Source organism: Brevibacterium pityocampae, assembly GCF_039541555.1.
In the GTDB taxonomy this organism is placed as follows: domain Bacteria; phylum Actinomycetota; class Actinomycetes; order Actinomycetales; family Brevibacteriaceae; genus Brevibacterium; species Brevibacterium pityocampae.
Genome location: NZ_BAABGL010000011.1, coordinates 21,037 through 38,665, shown reverse-complemented (window position 1 = coordinate 38,665; position 17,629 = coordinate 21,037). Strand labels below are relative to the sequence as shown.

At 72.1% G+C, this 17,629-nt stretch carries 9 protein-coding genes; 2 read left to right on the top strand and 7 right to left on the bottom strand.

What is annotated here, in order from left to right; all coding sequences use genetic code 11:
• Positions 1 to 54 precede the first annotated feature (54 nt).
• The 3 genes from hutH to ABD883_RS08780 all read right to left on the bottom strand — a co-directional run bounded on the left by hutH (position 55) and on the right by ABD883_RS08780 (position 6,568).
• Positions 55 to 1,662 carry a histidine ammonia-lyase gene (gene hutH / locus ABD883_RS08790; RefSeq protein ID WP_345031473.1) on the bottom strand — a complete coding sequence of 536 codons (1,608 nt, stop codon included), beginning with the start codon at positions 1,660 to 1,662 and terminating at the stop codon, positions 55 to 57.
• Positions 1,659 to 2,873 (bottom strand): imidazolonepropionase, encoded by a 1,215-nt coding sequence (gene hutI / locus ABD883_RS08785; RefSeq protein WP_345031471.1) that lies wholly within the window; start codon positions 2,871 to 2,873, stop codon positions 1,659 to 1,661. The genes hutH and hutI overlap by 4 nt, the downstream gene beginning before the upstream one ends.
• A 275-nt stretch (positions 2,874 to 3,148) precedes the next feature.
• Positions 3,149 to 6,568: a Rib/alpha-like domain-containing protein gene (locus ABD883_RS08780; RefSeq protein WP_345031469.1), complete on the bottom strand. Its 3,420-nt coding sequence runs from the start codon at positions 6,566 to 6,568 to the stop codon at positions 3,149 to 3,151.
• 229 nt (positions 6,569 to 6,797) lie between these two features.
• Here ABD883_RS08780 and ABD883_RS08775 point away from each other — a divergent pair, with 229 nt between their 5' ends.
• Entirely contained in the window at positions 6,798 to 8,645 is a 1,848-nt protein-coding gene (locus ABD883_RS08775; RefSeq protein WP_345031467.1) for a carboxylesterase/lipase family protein, read from the top strand.
• A 252-nt stretch (positions 8,646 to 8,897) separates the two neighbouring features.
• Here the strand turns inward: ABD883_RS08775 and ABD883_RS08770 are convergent, their stop codons facing one another.
• From ABD883_RS08770 to hutU, 3 genes are all read right to left on the bottom strand, one after another.
• The gene (locus tag ABD883_RS08770) at positions 8,898 to 10,748 is read right to left on the bottom strand and encodes a long-chain-fatty-acid--CoA ligase (protein ID WP_345031465.1); all 1,851 of its coding nucleotides are present in this window, start codon (positions 10,746 to 10,748) and stop codon (positions 8,898 to 8,900) included.
• An 88-nt stretch (positions 10,749 to 10,836) separates the two neighbouring features.
• Positions 10,837 to 12,366: an MFS transporter gene (locus ABD883_RS08765; protein WP_345031462.1), complete on the bottom strand. Its 1,530-nt coding sequence runs from the start codon at positions 12,364 to 12,366 to the stop codon at positions 10,837 to 10,839.
• A gap of 298 nt (positions 12,367 to 12,664) precedes the next feature.
• On the bottom strand, positions 12,665 to 14,407 hold the full coding sequence (hutU, locus tag ABD883_RS08760; RefSeq protein WP_345031460.1) for a urocanate hydratase: 1,743 nt from the start codon (positions 14,405 to 14,407) through the stop codon (positions 12,665 to 12,667).
• A gap of 254 nt (positions 14,408 to 14,661) precedes the next feature.
• Between hutU and hutG the strand changes: the two genes are divergently transcribed.
• A complete protein-coding gene (gene hutG / locus ABD883_RS08755; protein WP_345031457.1) occupies positions 14,662 to 15,681 on the top strand; it encodes a formimidoylglutamase in 1,020 nt (339 codons plus the stop codon).
• Between the two features lie 108 nt (positions 15,682 to 15,789).
• Here hutG and ABD883_RS08750 read toward each other — a convergent pair whose 3' ends face one another.
• Complete coding sequence (locus ABD883_RS08750; protein ID WP_345031454.1) at positions 15,790 to 17,628, bottom strand: gamma-glutamyltransferase family protein; 1,839 nt, start codon at positions 17,626 to 17,628, stop codon at positions 15,790 to 15,792.
• Between the last annotated feature and the right edge of the window lies 1 nt (position 17,629).

Sequence of the window (17,629 nt, the reverse complement as noted above, 5' to 3'; positions counted from 1 at the left end):
ATCCCACCGGCAGGCCGGACCGGTCACCGGCCCCCGTCGGCCGGGCGGCTCGGTTCAGTCCGTCGGGACGGTCCGGCCGTCGAGCACCGTCCCGTCGATGTCCACCAGCGTATGCGTGAGCGAGGTCGCGGTCTCCGCGGCCGCGACGGCGCGCCCGTCGGCCACCCGCTCGATCGCCTCGGCGAGCTCCGGGGACAGGAAGCGGTCCGGTCCGGGGCCGGGCACCTCGTGGCGCAGCTCGGCGAGGAGGGCGCCGGTGACCGGGCCGGGCGCCTCGGCGCGGAGGTCGATCGCGCGGGCGGCGGTGTAGTACTCGATGCCGAGCACTCGGGCGAGGTTGACCACCGAGGTGCGGAGCTTGCGGGCGGCCGTCCACCCCATCGACACGTGGTCCTCCTGCATCGCCGAGGACGGGATCGAGTCGACGGAGGCCGGGGTCGCCTGCCGCTTCATCTCGCTGACGATCGCCGCCTGCGTGTAGTGGGCGATCATCAGCCCGGAGTCCACCCCGGCGTCCCCGGCGAGGAACGGCGGCAGGCCCTGGTTGCGGGCGACGTCCATGAACCGGTCGGTGCGGCGCTCGGCGATCGATGCGACGTCGGCGGCGACGATCGCGAGGAAGTCGAGCGCGTGGGCGAGCGGAGCGCCGTGGAAGTTGCCGTTGGAGGACACGGCGCCGTCGGGCAGCACCACGGGGTTGTCGATCGCGGCGCGGAGCTCGCGGGCGGCGGTCTGCGCGGCGAAGGCTGCGGTGTCGCGGGCGGCCCCGGTGACCTGCGGGGAGCAGCGCAGCGAGTACGCGTCCTGCACGAGGTGGGTGGAGTCCTTGTGGCCGGCGACGATCCCGGAGTCCGCGAGCGCGGTGAGCATGTTCGCCGCGCTCGCCGCCTGCCCCTCGTGCGGGCGCAGCGGGGTGTGGAGGTCGGGCATGAACACCCGGTCGGTGCCGTACTGGGCCTCGACGCTCATCGCGGCGGTGAGGTCGGCGGCGGTGAGGAGGTTCTCGAGGTCGAACAGCGCGAGGATGAGCATCCCGAGCATGCCGTCGGTGCCGTTGACGAGGGCGAGGCCCTCCTTCTCCGCGAGCACGACGGGGGTGATGCCGGCGGCGGCGAGCGCCTCGGCGGCGGTGGTCCGGCGCTCCGTGCCGTCGGCGTCCCGCACCGTCACCGGGCCCTCGCCCATCGCGGCGAGTGCACACGCCGACAGCGGCGCGAGGTCGCCCGAGCAGCCGAGCGAGCCGTACTCGTGGACGACGGGGGTGATGCCGGCGTTGAGGATCGCGACGTAGGTGTCGAGCACCTCGGTGCGCACCCCGGTGCGCCCGGTGGCGAGCGTGCGGGCGCGCAGGAGCATGAGCGCTCGGACGACCTCGCGCTCCACCGGGTCGCCCACGCCTGCCGCGTGGGAGCGGATGAGGGATTTCTGGAGCTGGGTGCGCAGGGCGGCGGGGATGTGGCGCTGGGCGAGCGCGCCGAATCCGGTGGACACCCCGTAGACGGGGCGCGGGGCGTCGGCGAGCGCCTCGATCGCGCGGCGGGACTCCGCGACGGCCGCGCGCACCTGCTCGGGCACGCGGACCGGCGCGTCATGGCGGGCGACGGCGACGACCTGCGCGAAGGTCAGGCCGTCCGGGTCGAGGTCGACGGGATTCTGCGTCATCGGGTGGCCCTTTCAACTGAGTTCTTCACCGGGGAGCCGGCGATCCGCTCACCGGCGCGGTGCACCTCGGCGATGAGCTGCACGCCGGGCCGGTAGGCGAGGTGGCGGTAGGACGGGGCGTCGAGGATGCTCAGGTCGGCCCGGGACCCGGGGGTGAGGCGGCCGACGTCGGTGCGTTCGAGGGCGGCCGCACCTCCGGCGGTGGCGGCCCAGACGGCCTGCTCGACGGTGAAGTGCATGTCGCGCACGGCGAGTGCGATGCAGAACGGGATGCTGCTCGTGAAGCACGAGCCGGGGTTGCAGTCGCTCGCGATCGCGAGCGTGACCCCGGCGGCGAGGTACCGGCGGGCGTCCGGGTAGGGCTGGCGGGTGGAGAACTCGACGCCGGGCAGCAGGGTGACGACGGTGCCCGCGGCGGCCAGCGCCGCGAGGTCCTCGTCCGAGGCGAAGGTCGCGTGGTCGGCCGAGGCGCACCGATGGGCGGCGGCGAGCTGCAGCGCCCCGCCGGCGGTGAGCTGGTTGGCGTGGAGCCGCGGGTGCATCCCGTGGGCGACGCCGGCGTCGAGGATGCGTGCGGTCTGCTCCTCGGTGAAGGCGCCCTCCTCGCAGAACACGTCGATCCACTTCGCGAGGCCGGCCGCGGCGGGGATGATCTCCTCGATCACGAGGTCGACGTAGCCGTCGGGGTCGTCGGCGAACTCGGGCGGGACGACGTGGGCGGCGAGCAGGGTCGCCTCGTCGGTGTGGCGGCGGATGATCTCGAGGCCGCGGATCTCGTCGGCGGTGGTGAGGCCGTAGCCGGTCTTGATCTCGAAGGTCGTGGTGCCGGAGCGCTCGGCCTGCTCCACGAGGTGGACGAGGTTGGCCTCGAGCTCGGCCTCGGAGGCGGCGCGGGTGGCGGCGACGGTGGTGCGGATGCCGCCGGCGGAGTAGGACTCGCCGGCCATCCGGGCGGCGAACTCCGCGGAGCGGTCGCCGGCGAACACGAGGTGGTTGTGGCTGTCGACGAAGCCGGGGATCACGGCGCCGCGGGCCTCCACGGTCTCCTGCGCCCGGGCGCGCACCTCGGCGGGGAGCTCGGATTCGGGGCCGACCCAGGCGACGGTGCCGTCCTCGACGAGCAGGGCCGCGTCTTCGATGACGCCGAGGAGGTCGGGCGCCTCGGGATCGTTCGTCACGAGTTCCGGGATCGCGGTGATGAGCAGGGTCACGGGCGCCTCCTGTCGGGTCGACGGGTGCGGATCCTCCTCGACCCGCACACCTCAGTGTCGCGCACCCGCGTGCGGACGACAGCGCCCCCGCAGAACGGAATGTCCGAGATCTCGGACTTCGTCCGGCGGAGGCGGGAGGGATCCGGGCGCTGGGTGCCCGGCGCGCGGTTCACAGGGTCCACCGGGCCCGGCGGCCGCAACGGACCGCGCCCGCGCCGACGTGGTGTCGGCGCGGGCGCGGTGTCGGGTCCGCCGGGTTTCCGGCGAGCCGGGTGTCAGCTGCGGCGGCGGGCGCGCAGGATCAGGCCCGCGCCGAGTCCGAGCAGGAGCACCGCGGCGGCGATCGTCGCAGCGACGTCGACTCCGGTGCGCGGCAGCGGACTGTCGTCCCGGTCACCCTGGTCCCGGTCACCCGGGTCCTGGTTCGGCGCGTCGTCGCCGTCGTCACCGGGCTTGGGGCCGGGCTCGTCCGAGGGGCCGTCGCCCGGGTTCGAGTCGTCGGAGCCGTTGTCGTCGTCACCGGGTCCGGTGCCGTTGTCGCCGGGTTCGGTGACCGTGACGGTGACCTCGATGGTCTCGGAGGAGCCGTCCGGGTAGGTCACGACGACCGGGAAGGTGTGTTCGCCGGGCTCCACGTCGGTGCCCGGGGACACGGTCAGCGTGCCGTCCTCGTTCACCGTGACCCAGTCCGGCGTGTCGTCGCCGGGGGCGAACTCGGTGCCCTCGGGCAGCGGTGAGCCGTCCGGGTTGGTCGGGGTCGGGATGGTGATCGTCTCACCCTGCTCGACCTCACCGTTCTCGTAGACCGGATCGTTCGGGTTGTTCACGGTGACAGTGACGTCGACCGTCTCCTCGGAGCCGTCCGGGTAGGTCACCACGACCGGGAAGGTGTGGTCACCCGGGGTCACCGACTCATCCGGGGACACCGTGATCGTGCCGTCCTCGTTCACCGTGACCCAGTCCGGCGTGTCGTCGCCGGGGGCGAACTCGGTGCCCTCGGGCAGCGGTGAGCCGTCCGGGTTCTCCGGGGTCGGGATGGTGATCGTCTCACCCTGGTCGACCTCGCCGTCCTCGTAGATCGGAGTGTTCGGGTTGTTGACGACCACGGTGACCTGGATCGTCTCGGAGGTTCCGTCCGGGTAGGTCACCACGACGGGGAAGGTGTGCCCGCCCGGGGTCACATCGGCGCCCGGGGACACAGTCAGCGTGCCGTCCTCATTCACCGTCACCCAGTCCGGCGTGTCGTCACCCGGGGCGTACTCAGAGCCTCCGGGCAGCGCGGATCCGTCCGGGTTGGTCGGGGTCGGGATGGTGATCGTCTCGCCCTGATCGACGATGCCGGTCTCGTAGGCCGGATCGTTCGGGTTGTTGACGACCACGGTGACCTGGATCGTCTCCTCCGAGCCGTCCGGGTAGGTCACGACGATCGGGAAGGTGTGCCCGCCCGGGGTCACATCGGCACCCGGGGACACGGTCAACGTGCCGTCCTCATTCACCGTCACCCAGTCCGGCGTGTCGTCACCCGGGGCGAACTCGGAGCCCTCGGGCAGCGCGGATCCGTCCGGGTTGGTCGGGGCCGGGATCGTGATCGTCTCGCCCTGATCGACGATGCCGGTCTCGAAAGCCGGATCGTTCGGGTTGTTGACGACCACCGTGACGTCGATCGTCTCGGAGGTTCCGTCCGGGTAGGTCACAACCACCGGGAAGGTGTGCCCGCCCGGGGTCACATTCGCGCCCGGGGACACGGTCAGCGTGCCGTCCTCGTTCACCGTCACCCAGTCCGGCACGTCCTCGCCGGGGGCGAACTCGGTGCCCTCGGGCAGCGCGGAGCCGTCCGGGTTCTCCGGGGTCGGGATGGTGATCGTCTCACCCTGATCGACGATGCCGGTCTCGTAGGCCGGATCGTTCGGGTTGTTGACGACCACCGTGACCTGGATCGTCTCCTCCGAGCCGTCCGGGTAGGTCACAACCACCGGGAAGGTGTGCCCGCCCGGGGTCACCTCCGTGCCCGGGGACACGGTCAGCGTGCCGTCCTCATTCACCGTCACCCAGTCCGGCACGTCGTCACCCGGAGCGAACTCCGAGCCCTCCGGCAGTGACGAGCCGTCCGGGTTCGTCGGCGCGGGGACGGTGACCGTCTCACCCTGATCGACCGTCTCGGTCTCGTAGGCCGGATCGTTCGGGTTCTCCACGGTGACCTTCGCCTCGACGTTCTCGGTCGAGCCGTCGGGGCGGGTGACGACGACGGGCACGGTGTACTCGCCCTCGGGGACGTCGTATCCGGGATTGACAGTGATGGTGCCGTCCTCGTTCACGGTCGCCCAGTCCGGGCCGCCCTCACCGGGGGCGAACTCCGTGCCCTCGGGCAGCGGCTCACCGCTCTGGTCGACGGGTACGGGGACGGTCTTCTCCTCGCCCTGCTGGACGGTGGTGTCCTCGTAGGTCGGCATCGGGAGCACGGTGATGGTGACCTCGACGGTCTTCGTGGTGCCGTCGCCGTAGGTCATCTCGACGGGGAAGGTGTAGTCGCCGGGGGCCGCGTCGCCGGGGACCTCGGCGGTGAGCACTCCGGTCTCGGCGTCGATCGCGATCTCGCCCCAGCCTTCGGGCGGGGTCGCGACGGCGGTGGTCGCATCCGGCTGAGTGCCCTGCGGGATGGCGTCCCCGGTGTTCTCGACGGTCACCGAGTCGCCCGGGCGCACGGTCTGCTTGTCCCACTGGGGCAGCGGCGCCTCGCACTGGAGGGTGGAGAAGTCCGCAGTCGCGGCCGACCACGAGTAGAGCTGGCCGCCCTCGGCGAAGTCATCTGCGAGGACCTCGCCGCGGAAGGTGACGGTGGCCCACGACTCGGCCGGCACCTCGTCGGCTTCGATGACGGCGTAGGTGAGGCCGTCCGCATCGGTCTCGTAGGTGATGGTGAAGTTGCTGGAGGGAGCCTGCGTGTAGCCCGGCGCCCACCAGCCGTTCCAGTTGCCCATGGTGGTGATGCGCGTGTCGACCTTCGCGTGCTTGTCCATCCGGAGGACGAGTCGGAAGTTCTCGATCGGCTCCTTGGTCGCCAGGCGCAGGCGGGAGTGCTGCATGATGTTGTTCGGCGAGGAGACGCCGATCTTGTTGCCCCAGCCGTCCATGGCGAGGGTGAGGTAACCGGCATCGGCGCTGGTGACCTGCACGCGACCGGAGGTGGTGAGGCTGTCCTCCGAATCGGCATCCGTGGCGGGGCGGGTGAGCATGTAGCCGTTGTCGAAGTGCGGACGCTGATCGTAGAAGTTGCGCGTGACCAGCGGAGTCGTCTGCGCGAAATTGCGGTAAACATCGGCGTAGACGCCGTCGGCCCGCATGGGGAAGCCCTGGGACTGGCCCATCATCGTCACGGCGCAGGACTGCTGGTTCGACTGGGTCTGGATGTTGAGGCTCTGGTTGATGTCGTCGGTGGGCCAGATGTCCATGTTCCCGGGGCGCGGGACTCCGGCGTCGGCGCCGGCATAGAGCTTGTCGACCATATCGTTGCCGGCCGCACGGTACTCCGGCACACCGATCTGGGTCTGCCCGTCGGCGCTGACGGCGGCGGACGCGGGGGCCATGAGGATGGTGGGCACGGCGCCGGGGGCCAGCGCGACCGCCAGTGCGAGTGAGATGCCGGCGGCTCCGCGACGGAGCGAGCGGCGAGGACGACGGTTGGACATGGAGGACATCGGAGTCCCTTCCTCTGGTGCGCGAAACGACCCGGGGCGCTCACCGCGCGTGGACGCGGAGGACGGTTGGGGGAAGACTGCTGATTCCCCGGATATACACAAGGAGTGTACATGCACACTACTCATCGGCTCCTACCGATTGCCAGTTCTGATCATTATGGTCTGAACTGTTATGGATCGATGTGATCCCGGTCTCAGCCGCGAATGTTTCTCCTGGTAGCGTGCGAGCATGATCGAACCCGCCGATGCGTCCCGCACCTCTGCACCGCTCGTCACACCGCCTGCGGGCCCCGTCCGCGGCCGCGCCGCATCAGGGTGCTCGCAGTTCCTCGGCATCCCCTACGCGCTTCCGCCGGTCGGGGACCTGCGGTTCGCCGCGCCGCAGTCCGTGCCCCGGTGGGACGGGGTGCTCGACACCTCGGAGTTCGGCCCGCCGCCGCCGCGCTTCAGCACACTGGGGCCCGCCGCGGTCGCACCGCACCGGGACGGTGAGGACTGGCTGACCCTGAACATCTGGACGCCGGAGCTGCCGGGAGCGGAGTCGGCGGCAGAGGCGACCCCGGATGCAGAGGTGGCGGGCGCGGTCGCCTCGGAGGCCAGGGCGGAGGGCACCGCGTCAGGCAGAGCGGGTGCTTCGGCGACGGAAGCCGCGGGTGCCTCGGTGTCGAGAGCGGCGGGCGCCTCGGTGTCGAGAGCGGCGGGTGCCTCGGCGACGGGAGCCGCGGGCGCCAATGCGGGTCCCGGCCTGCCGGTGCTCGTGTGGATCCACGGCGGCGCCTATGTCGACGGCTCCTCCGCCCACCCCGCCTACGAGGGCTCGCGTCTCGCCCGGGCCGGCGCGGTCGTCGTCACCCTCAACTACCGGCTGGGGATCGAGGGGTTCGCGCACTTCCCCGACGCCCCGGCGAACCGCGGCCTGCTCGACCAGGTCGCGGCACTCGAATGGGTGCGGGAGAACATCGCGGCGTTCGGCGGGGATCCGGCGCGCGTCACGGTGTTCGGCGAGTCCGCGGGCGCCGGGTCGATCCACATGCTCCTCACCATGCCCGCCGCGCGCGGCCTGTTCGCCCGCGCGGTGCTCCAGAGCCCGCCGGCCATGGTCCTCGACACCGGCCTCGCCACCGAGGTGACCGCGGAGTTCGCCGGGTTCGCCGGGGTGGAGCCGACGGCTGCCGGATTCGCCGCGCTATCACCGGCGGAGTGCACCGACCTCATGGCTCGGTTCGTGCGGAGGCAGACCCGCCACGCCGCACGCTGGGGGCTCGCGGTGACCTTCGCACCGCCGCTGTGCCCGGTCGTCGACGGTGAGGTGGTGCCCACGGATCCGTGGGAGGCGCTGCGCGCCGGCGCGGCCGCCGGGATCGAGGTTCTCATCGGGCAGACCGCCGAGGAGTTCCGATTCTTCACCGCGGGCTCCGCCCCCGCGTCCGAGGCGCGCGCCGCCCAGCGGGTCGCGCTCGTCGGACCGGCGGGTCGGGGCGAGGAATACACCGCGCTGCTGGGCGGGGCAGGAGCGGAATCCGGCGCAGGTGCGGGTGTCGGTGCGGGTCCGGGGGCGGGTTCAGGTGCGGGTGCGGGTGAGGGTGCGGCTGCCGAACCGCCTGCGGACGCGAGCGCCGAACCGGGCGTGCCTGCGGCGGAGGGCCCGTCCCCGGACACCCTGTTCGAGGCGGTGCAGACCGACCGCATGTTCACCGTGCCGACCCTCGATACCGCCCAGGCCCATACGGACTCCGGCGGTCGGACCTTCGTCTACGTGTTCGCCGCACGGCCCGACGGCGGGATCGGAGCGGCGCACGCCGCGGACATCGCGCCGCTGTTCGGGAACTTCGACGGCAGCTTCGCCGCCGTCACCCATCCGCGTCCGCACGACGGCGACCGGCACCTCGGCGCGGAGATGCGGCAGGCGTGGGTGCGCTTCGCCGCGAGCGGCGACCCGGGCTGGCCGGCCTGGGACGACTCCCACCCGGTGCGGGTCTTCGACTACACCTCGCGCACGGACACGCATCCCTTCATCGACCGCTGGCGCCTGTTCGCCGACGACCCGGCACGCCCCCTCGGGCTCCGCGAGGCCTGAACAGCGGCGCACCGGGTGCCGGTTGACGACTCGGCACCCGGCACCCGGCACCCGGCGCCCGGCACCCCCGGCGCCCGACTGCGCGGTATCCCGAACCGAGCGCGCAATTGTGCGTCGCTCTTCGGATACCGCGCAGTATGCGACCGCACCCGGCAGCCGCAGTGCACCACACACCGGTCACACCTTGCGAATATTCGCGGATCCGCTCTCAGGAACCTTCAGAAATTGCACTTCGGACGGGGACGACTGGCCTCAGCCCTGGATGCGGCTGGCGTGGCCGGCCCAGGCGGCCTCGCGGAGCTCGAACTTCTGGATCTTGCCGGTCGAGGACTTCGCGAGCGCGTCGACGAACTCGACCTCCCGCGGCGTCTTGTACCGTGCGAGCAGAGAGCGCACGTGGTCGAGCAGCTCCTCGGCCCCGAGCTCCTCACCCGCACGCAGCACGACGTATGCCTTGGGCCGCTCGCCCCACTTCTCGTCGGGCACCCCGATGACCGCGGCCTCGAGCACGGACTCGTGCGCGACGATCGCCTGCTCGACCTCGACGGTGGAGATGTTCTCCCCGCCGGACACGATGATGTCCTTCGCCCGGTCGCGCAGCTCGATGTACCCGTCCGGGTGCATGACCCCGAGGTCCCCGGAGTGGAACCAGCCGCCGGCGAACGCCTTCGCGGTCGCCTCCGGGTTGCGGAAGTAGCCCTTCATGACGTTGTTGCCGCGCATGACGATCTCACCGATCGTCCGCCCGTCGGCCGGCACGTCGGTGAGCTCGTCCCCGCCGCCCACGGCGACCACGCGGATCGGGTCGGTGTGGAGCATCCCCACGCCCTGCCGCGACTGCACGCGCGCCCGGGACCGCCGATCGTAGCCGTCCCACTCGTCCTGCCATTCGCACACGGTGTGCGGGCCGTAGGTCTCGGTCAGGCCGTACACGTGGACGATCCGGAAGCCGAGCTCCTCGAGCTGCCAGATGATCGTCGGGCTCGGGGGCGCGCCGGCCACCGTGGCGACGATCGTGCGGTCGAGCGGGTGCGCCTCGGGGGCGTTGACGAGCGTCGTCATCACCGTCGGCGCCCCGTTGAGGTGGGTGACGCCCTCGCGGTCGATGAGCCCCCAGATCACCTCGGCGCGGACCTCGCGCAGGCACACCTGGGTGCCGCCGGCGGCCGCCACCGCCCAGCCCGTGCACCAGCCGTTGCAGTGGAACATCGGCAGCGTCCACAGGTAGACGCTCGCGTGGTCGTGGCGGGAGTGGATGATCTCGCTCATCGCGTTGAGGTAGGCACCGCGGTGGGTGTACATCACACCCTTGGGCTGGCCCGTGGTGCCGGAGGTGTAGTTGATCGACAGCGTCGCGTTCTCGTCGGCTACCGTCCACGGCAGGTCCGCGGTGTGTGCGTCCGCCCCGGCGAGGAACTCGGCCAGGGAGGTGGTCGCCGGGTGGGCGAGCGCCTCGGCCGCGTCATCCGTGCCCGAGGTGCCCGCCGGCCCGGCATCCGTGCCCGAGGTGCGGGCCGCGTCATCCGCCGCCTCGCCTGCCGTGTCCTCCTCGCTCGCATCTGCGGCGGTTCCGGCGGCGAGCAGCGGGTCCTCGGCGACGACGATCCGCTCGACGGTGTCGAGGGCGTCGGCCACCGGGGCGACCGTCGGCCAGAGCTCGGCGTCGACGACGAGGAGTCGCGCCTGGCTGTGGTCGCAGATGTAGCGGACCTCCTCGGCGGCGAGCCGGGTGTTGATCGACACGAGCACGGCACCGGCCAGCGGCACCGCGAACTGCGCGATGAGCATCTCCGGCAGATTCGGCACGAGGTAGGCGACGCGGTCACTGGGTTCGACCCCGGCGGCGCGCAGGGCGTGCGCCCGCTGCTCGACGGCCGCGGCGAACTCCGCGTAGGTCAGCGATTCCGACCCGTAGACGAGTGCGCGCTTGTGCGGGAAGACGTCGGCGGAGCGGCGCAGGAAGGACAGCGGGGTGAGCTCGGTGTTCCACACCTGGCCCGCGGATTCGACCCGGGCGCTCCTCCCGGTCGCGTCCCCCGGTTCGGCCACGGACACGTCCGCGGTTTCCACCGGGTTCACATCCAACTGCTCGGCTGCTGCCACGCGTTCTGCTCCTTCCACACGTTCTGCGCTGTCCCCAGTCTTCGGCGCGGTCTCTCCCATCGTCTTTCCCATCCCGTGGACCCTCGGCTCAGCGGACGATCGTCAGGTCGATGGCCCGGCGCTCGGGCAGGCGGGTGACCGCCCACAGGGCGAGCGCGGCGGCGAACAGGATGAACGCGTTGGCCGCCCACGGCACGCCCTGGGACACGGCGAGCTGGTTGACGTAGGGCGTGGTGCCGCCGAACACCGCGGTGGCGAGCGAGTAGGCCAGGCCGATGCTCGCGGTGCGCGCGTGGGTGGGGAAGGTCTCGGCCATGACGCAGGCGAGCAGGCTGGCACCGGCGGACAGCACGAACAGGCCGATCGAGGTCGCGACGAACAGGGTCCACGGGCGGTCGTCGATGAAGGCCATGAGCGGGAACTGCGTGACGATGACGCCGATCGCGAAGATCAGCAGCACCGGGCGGCGGCCCACCCGGTCGGACACCGCACCCCAGAACGGGAGGGCGGCCAGGCCGACGACGAGTGCGGCGACGAGCGACCAGTAGGCGCCGGACGGGTCCATGCCCTCCTGGCTGATCGCGTAGGTCGAGACGTAGGAGGTCCACGTGTAGTTGCTCGCCGCGACGCCGGAGACGAGGAAGAAGATCAGCACGATCGACAGCGGCCGGCTGAGCGGGGCGAGGGTCTTCTCCGTGAAGGACTCGACGCCGAGGCCGCGGTGGAGCGAGCCGGTCCCGGAGCCGGTGCCGGAGTCGGTCGCGGGAGCGGCCGTCGCCGAGGTGCCCTGGGGCGAGGCGCCCTCGCGCGGGGTGCCCTGGGGCGAGGCGCCCTCGCGCGGGGTGGCGGCGGGCGCCTCGGCGGCGGTGCGGGCGGCGGCCGGGTCCTCGATGACGGGAGTGGCCTCGTCGGCCTGGAACACCTGCGACTCGACCATGCCGACGCGCAGCCACAGGGCGACGACCGCGAGCACTGCGCCGAGCAGGAACGGGATGCGCCAGCCCCAGGACTGGACGTCGGGCTCGGAGAGGGTGCCGGTGATGATGCCGCCGATGACGAACGCGATGATCGCGCCGCCGAAGATCGTCATGAACACCGTCGAGCCCCAGAGCCCGCGGCGGTGGGCCGGGGCGATCTCCGCGATGTAGGAGTTCGCGGTCGCGGACTCGCCTCCGTGGGCGAAGCCCTGGACCACGCGGGCGAGCAGCAGGAGCGCGGAGGCGAGGATGCCGATCGATTCGAAGGTCGGGAGCAGGCCGATCATCACCGAGCCGCCGGCCATCATGAGCATGGTGGTGACGAGGACGAAGCGGCGGCCGCGCTTGTCGGCGATCCTCCCGAACACGACGCCGCCGAGCGGCCGGAACAGGAAGCCGATCGCGAACACGCCGAAGGTCGAGAGCAGTGCGGAGACCTGGTTCTGCGGGTTGAACAGGGCGCCGGCGATGAACGGGGCGAACACCGCGTACGCACTCCACTCGTACCACTCGAGGAGCTGGCCGGTGACGGACGCGAGCATCGAGCGCCGCTGCTTCTTGATGTCGATGGCAGGCGTGGCAGGGGCGCGGCCGGGGCCGCTCGACGCACCGGTGGCGGTGACTCGGGAATCTGCTGTCATGGGCAGACCATCACACGGGCTGACGGCGATGCCGTGGCTCCGGGACGTCCAGCGTCATAAACCGGTCATCCGGCGTCACATTCGGTCGCAGGGCGTCACGGAGCGGAGTCACACGGAGCGGAGCCGGGAATCGAACTGCGCGGTATCCCGAAATCGACGCGCAATGATGCGCTCGGTTCGGGATACCGCGCAGTTCGCGGGCACCGGGCCTCATGACCTCACGGTCTCAGGCCCTCATGACCTCAGTGCCTCAGTGCCTCAGGCCCTCATGACCTCAGCCCCTCAGGGCCTCAGGACCTCAATCCTGGGCGGACTCCTCGTCGCGGCGGTCGAGCTCCTCGACCATGGGGACGCGGATGCCGCGCTCACCGGCGACCTCGGCGGCGCGCTCGTAGCCGGCGTCGACGTGGCGCAGCACGCCCATGCCGGGGTCGTTGGTGAGCAGGCGCGCGAGCTTCTGCGCGGCGAGCTCGGTGCCGTCGGCCACGGACACCTGGCCGGCGTGGATCGAACGGCCCATGCCCACGCCTCCGCCATGGTGGATCGACACCCAGGTCGCACCCGAGGAGGTGTTGACGAGGGCGTTGAGCAGCGGCCAGTCGGCGACCGCGTCGGTGCCGTCGCGCATCCCCTCGGTCTCCCGGTAGGGGCTGGCGACGGAGCCGGAGTCCAGGTGGTCGCGGCCGATGACGATGGGTGCCGACACCTTGCCCTCGGCGACGAGCCGGTTGAAGAGGAGGCCGGCCTGGTGGCGCTCCTTGTAGCCGAGCCAGCAGATGCGTGCCGGCAGGCCCTCGAACTCGACGAATTCGGCAGCCGCGTCGAGCCAGGTGCGGAGCGACTCGTTCTCCGGGAACAGCTCCTTGAGCGCGGCGTCGGTGACCTCGATGTCCTTGGGGTCGCCGGACAGCGCGACCCAGCGGAACGGACCCATGCCCTCGCAGAACAGCGGTCGGATGTAGGCCGGGACGAAGCCGGGGAACTCGAAGGCGCGCTCGTAGCCGGCCTTGCGGGCCTCGTCGCGGATCGAGTTGCCGTAGTCGAACACCTCGACCCCGCGGTCCTGGAAGCCGACCATCGCAGCGACGTGCTTGGCCATCGACTCCTCGGCGCGCAGGGTGAACTTCTCCGCGTCCTCGTCCGCCTCCGTCTGCCAGTCCTCGAGGGCCACGCCCAGAGGCAGGTAGGACAGCGGGTCGTGGGCCGAGGTCTGGTCGGTGACGATGTCGACCTCGGCGGCCTCGGGACGGTCGAGGAGCGCCGGGAGGATCTCCGCGGCGTTGCCGACGAGCCCGACGGACAGCGCCTGCCGGTTCCTCTTCGCCTCGATGACCTGCGCGAGGGCGGTGTCGAGGTCGGTGACGACCTCGTCGAGGTAGCGCTTGGACTTGCGGCGCTCGAGCCGGGTGCGGTCGACGTCGATGATGAGGCAGGCACCGCCGTTGAGGGTGACGGACAGCGGCTGCGCGCCGCCCATGCCGCCGCAGCCGGCGGTCACGGTGAGGGTGCCGGCCAGGGTGCCGTCGAAGCTCTTCCGGGCGATCGCGGCGAAGGTCTCGTAGGTGCCCTGGAGGATGCCCTGGGTGGCGATGTAGATCCACGAGCCGGCGGTCATCTGGCCGTACATCATGAGGCCCTCGGCCTCGAGCTCGCGGAAGTGCTCCCAGTTCGCCCAGTCGCCCACGAGGTTGGAGTTGGCGATGAGCACGCGCGGGGCCCATTCGTGGGTGCGGAGCACGCCGACGGGCTTGCCGGACTGGACGAGGAGGGTCTCGTCGGCCTCGAGGTCGTCGAGGGTGCGGACGATCGCGTCGTAGGCCTCCCAGGAGCGGGCGGCGCGGCCGGTGCCGCCGTAGACCACGAGGTCCTCGGGGCGCTCGGCGACCTCGGGGTCGAGGTTGTTCATGAGCATCCGCTTGGCGGCCTCGGTCTGCCACGACTTCGCGGTGAAGTCGGTGCCGCGGGGGGCGCGGATGGTGCGGCTGGGGTCGTGGCGGGTGAAGCCCGGCTTCTGGTCGGGGCTGCTGGGGGTGATCGTCATGGCGTCTCCTCGGGGCGGGCCGGATCGGGCGGGTGGTCAGGTGGACGCCGGAGTGGCACCACGGGCGGGGCCGGGCCGGCGCGTCCTCGGGACCGGCTGATGCTCCCCATTCTTGGCGCGCGCGAGGCCCGCGACCAGGCCCGAACCTCCCAATCCGTCCGAGATCTCGGACGCACGCCGTCGCCGAGGTGTGCCGCGCACGCGCTCGCTCTCCTAGCCTGGTTGGGACCCCGCAGAACCCCGAGGAGCAGAGCATGAATCGCACGCACACGTGGACCGGCCGCGCGGACGGTCCGGGAGACGAGCATCGCCGCTTCTGGCAGATCGTCGAACCCGCCGAGGCGCCCGCCGCCCCGGGGAACCGGGCCGGCACCGATCCCACCCGGCCCGGTGGGCCCGCCGCCGATGCGCCCGCCGCCGATGCCGTGATTCTCGGGTTCGCGAGCGATGAGGGGGTGCGCCGCAACCATGGCCGCCAGGGTGCCGCCGCCGGGCCCGAGGCGATCCGCGCGGCGCTCGGCTCCCTCGCCGTCCACTCCCCGCTGCGCGTGCTCGATGCCGGGGACGCCGTCGTCGCGGGTGAGGACCTCGAGTCCGGGCAGGCGGACCTCGCGCGGCAGATCGCCGAGCTGCGGCGCTCCCCCGAGCTGTCCGGAGCGCTGACCGGGGTGCTCGGCGGCGGGCACGAGACCGCGTGGGGAAGCTATCTGGGGCTCGCCGAGGAGTGCGCGGACCGGCGCCTGGGCATCCTCAACCTCGATGCCCACTTCGACCTGCGGCAGGCGGAGAGGCCCACCTCGGGCACGCCGTTCCGGCAGATCGCGGCGGACCGCGCCGCGCGCGGGGCGGACTTCGACTACACGGTGATCGGGATCAGCGAGGCGAACAACACCACCACGCTGTTCGACACCGCGCGGGAGCTCGGCGTCACCTGGCTGAGCGACGTCGAATCCCAGGACGTCGCGCGGGCGGTCCGCTGGGTCGAGGAGTTCACAGCCGGGGTCGATGACCTCTATCTCACGATCGATCTCGACGTCCTGCCGGCGGCGGTGGCGCCGGGCGTGAGCGCGCCGGCCGGGTTCGGGGTGCCGACTGCGGTGATCCTCGCGGCGTGCGGTGCCGCGGCGGCGAGCGGGAAGCTGCGGCACTTCGACGTCGTCGAGCTCAACCCGCGCTACGACGTCGACGGCCGCACCGCCCGCACCGCAGCCCGGCTCGTCCACGCGATCCTCACCCGCGCCGCGGCTGAGCGGACGGGCGGCTCGAGGGTCTGAGCGGACGGCCGGCCGGCAGCAGACGTCAGACAGCGAACCACTGACTGCAGGAACACGACACCGGTCACGCCGACAACAGTCTGATCATCCGGCTTCGGTCGCGCCGACTCACCTCCCGGCGGCGTACCCCTGCATGCCGCGCGGGTTCGCAGCCGCCCGGAGCACACCGGTGACCGGATCGCGGATCACGCACGACAGGCGGCCGAGCGCCCAGTCGCCGGCCCGGGTCACGCGGTGGCCGCGCCGCTCGAGCCCGGCGATGACGTCCTCGCCCAGCCGGTCCTCGACCACCGCGCCCGCCGGCTCCCAGGTGCGCGGGTAGAACGAGCCGGGCATCGCGGTGGTGTGGAGCGCCGGGGCGTCGATCGCGGCCTGCGGGTCGAGCTCGCCGACGAGCAGCCGGAGGAGCAGGAGCAGCTGCCACTGGTCCTGCTGGTCACCACCCGGGGTGCCGAGCGCCATCACCGGTTCCCCGTCGCGGAGCACGAGGGTCGGCGAGAGCGTGGTGCGCGGCCGCGTTCCCGGTTCCAGGCGGGACGGCGAGTTCTGGTCGAGCCACATCATCTGCAGCCGCGTGCCGAGGCAGAACCCCAGGCCGGGCACGGCGGGCGAGGACTGGAGCCACCCGCCCGAGGGCGTCGCGCTCACCATGTTCCCCCACCGGTCGACGACGTCGATGTGGCACGTGTCGCCGCGGACAGCTGCGCGCTCCTCGGGCGTGGGGTCCGCGGGCTTCGGCACCGTCGGCTCCCCGATCCCGAGGCCTCCTGCGGCACCGAACTCCGCCTCGGTTCGCAGGGGCGGCGACACGGGGTCGACACCGGGGATGGTGCCGGGCCGGAACTCGTGGGAGGCGTTCTCGCCGATGAGCGCGCGGCGCTCGGCGGCGTACTCCGGGCGCAGCAGCACGGCGAGCGCCTCCGGGGTCAGTGCGGTCGCGGACCCGCTGTCCCCGTAGTAGGTGTCGCGGTCGGCGAGGGCGAGCTTGAGCGCCTCGAGCACGGTGTGCGCACCGAGCTCGGTGCCAGGATCGAGGTGCGCTTCGTCGAAGCCGTCGAGGATCGCGAGCGCCTGGAGGAGCACCGGACCCTGGCCCCACGGCCCGGTCTTGGCGATCGTGTATCCGCGGAAATCCAGGGTGAGCGCGTCCTCGAAGCCGGCGGTCCAGTCGGCCATATCGGCCGCGGTGAGGACCCCGGCGTGCAGGCCGCCGTCGGAATGGCGATGCGGGGTGCGGATGAAATCGGCGATGCTGCGCGCGACCCGACCGGTGCGCCATTCCCGCCGGGCGGCGGCGATCCGCTCCTCTCGGGTGGGTTCTCCGTCCCCGGTCGCGACGAGCTCTCGGAGCACCTGCGCGTACTCCGGGTTGCGGATGAGCGATCCGGGCTCGGGGGCCTGCCCGTTCTCCAGCCACAGGTCCGCGGAGCTCGGCCAGTCGGTCCGGAACAGCGCGCTCGCGCTGTCGATCGTCTCAGCGACGCGGGCGAGCACGGGATGTCCCCGCTCGGCGTAGTCGATCGCGAAGGCGAGGACCTCGGCGAGCTCCCACGTGCCGTGCTCCTGGAGGAGCAGGAGCCAGGCGTCGACCGCACCGGGCACGGCGGCGGCCAGCGCCCCGGCACCGGGCACCGCGTCGAGCCCTTCGGCCCGGAAGTGCTCGATCGTCGCCCCGGCCGGAGCGGGCCCCTGGCCCATGAGGACGACTGGACGGTCCGGCTCCTGAGCAGTGACGAACACCCCGGTCATGTCGCCGCCGGGCCCGTTGAGGTGCGGCTCGACGACGTGGAGGACGAAGGCCCCGACGACGGCCGCGTCGAAGGCATCGCCGCCGAGCTCGAGCACCGCCTGGGCGGAGCCGGTCGCCAGCCAGTGCGTCGACGCGGTCATCCCGAAGGTGCCTTCGAGAGTCGGGCGGGTCGTGGTGGTCTCGCTGCGGAAGGTCATG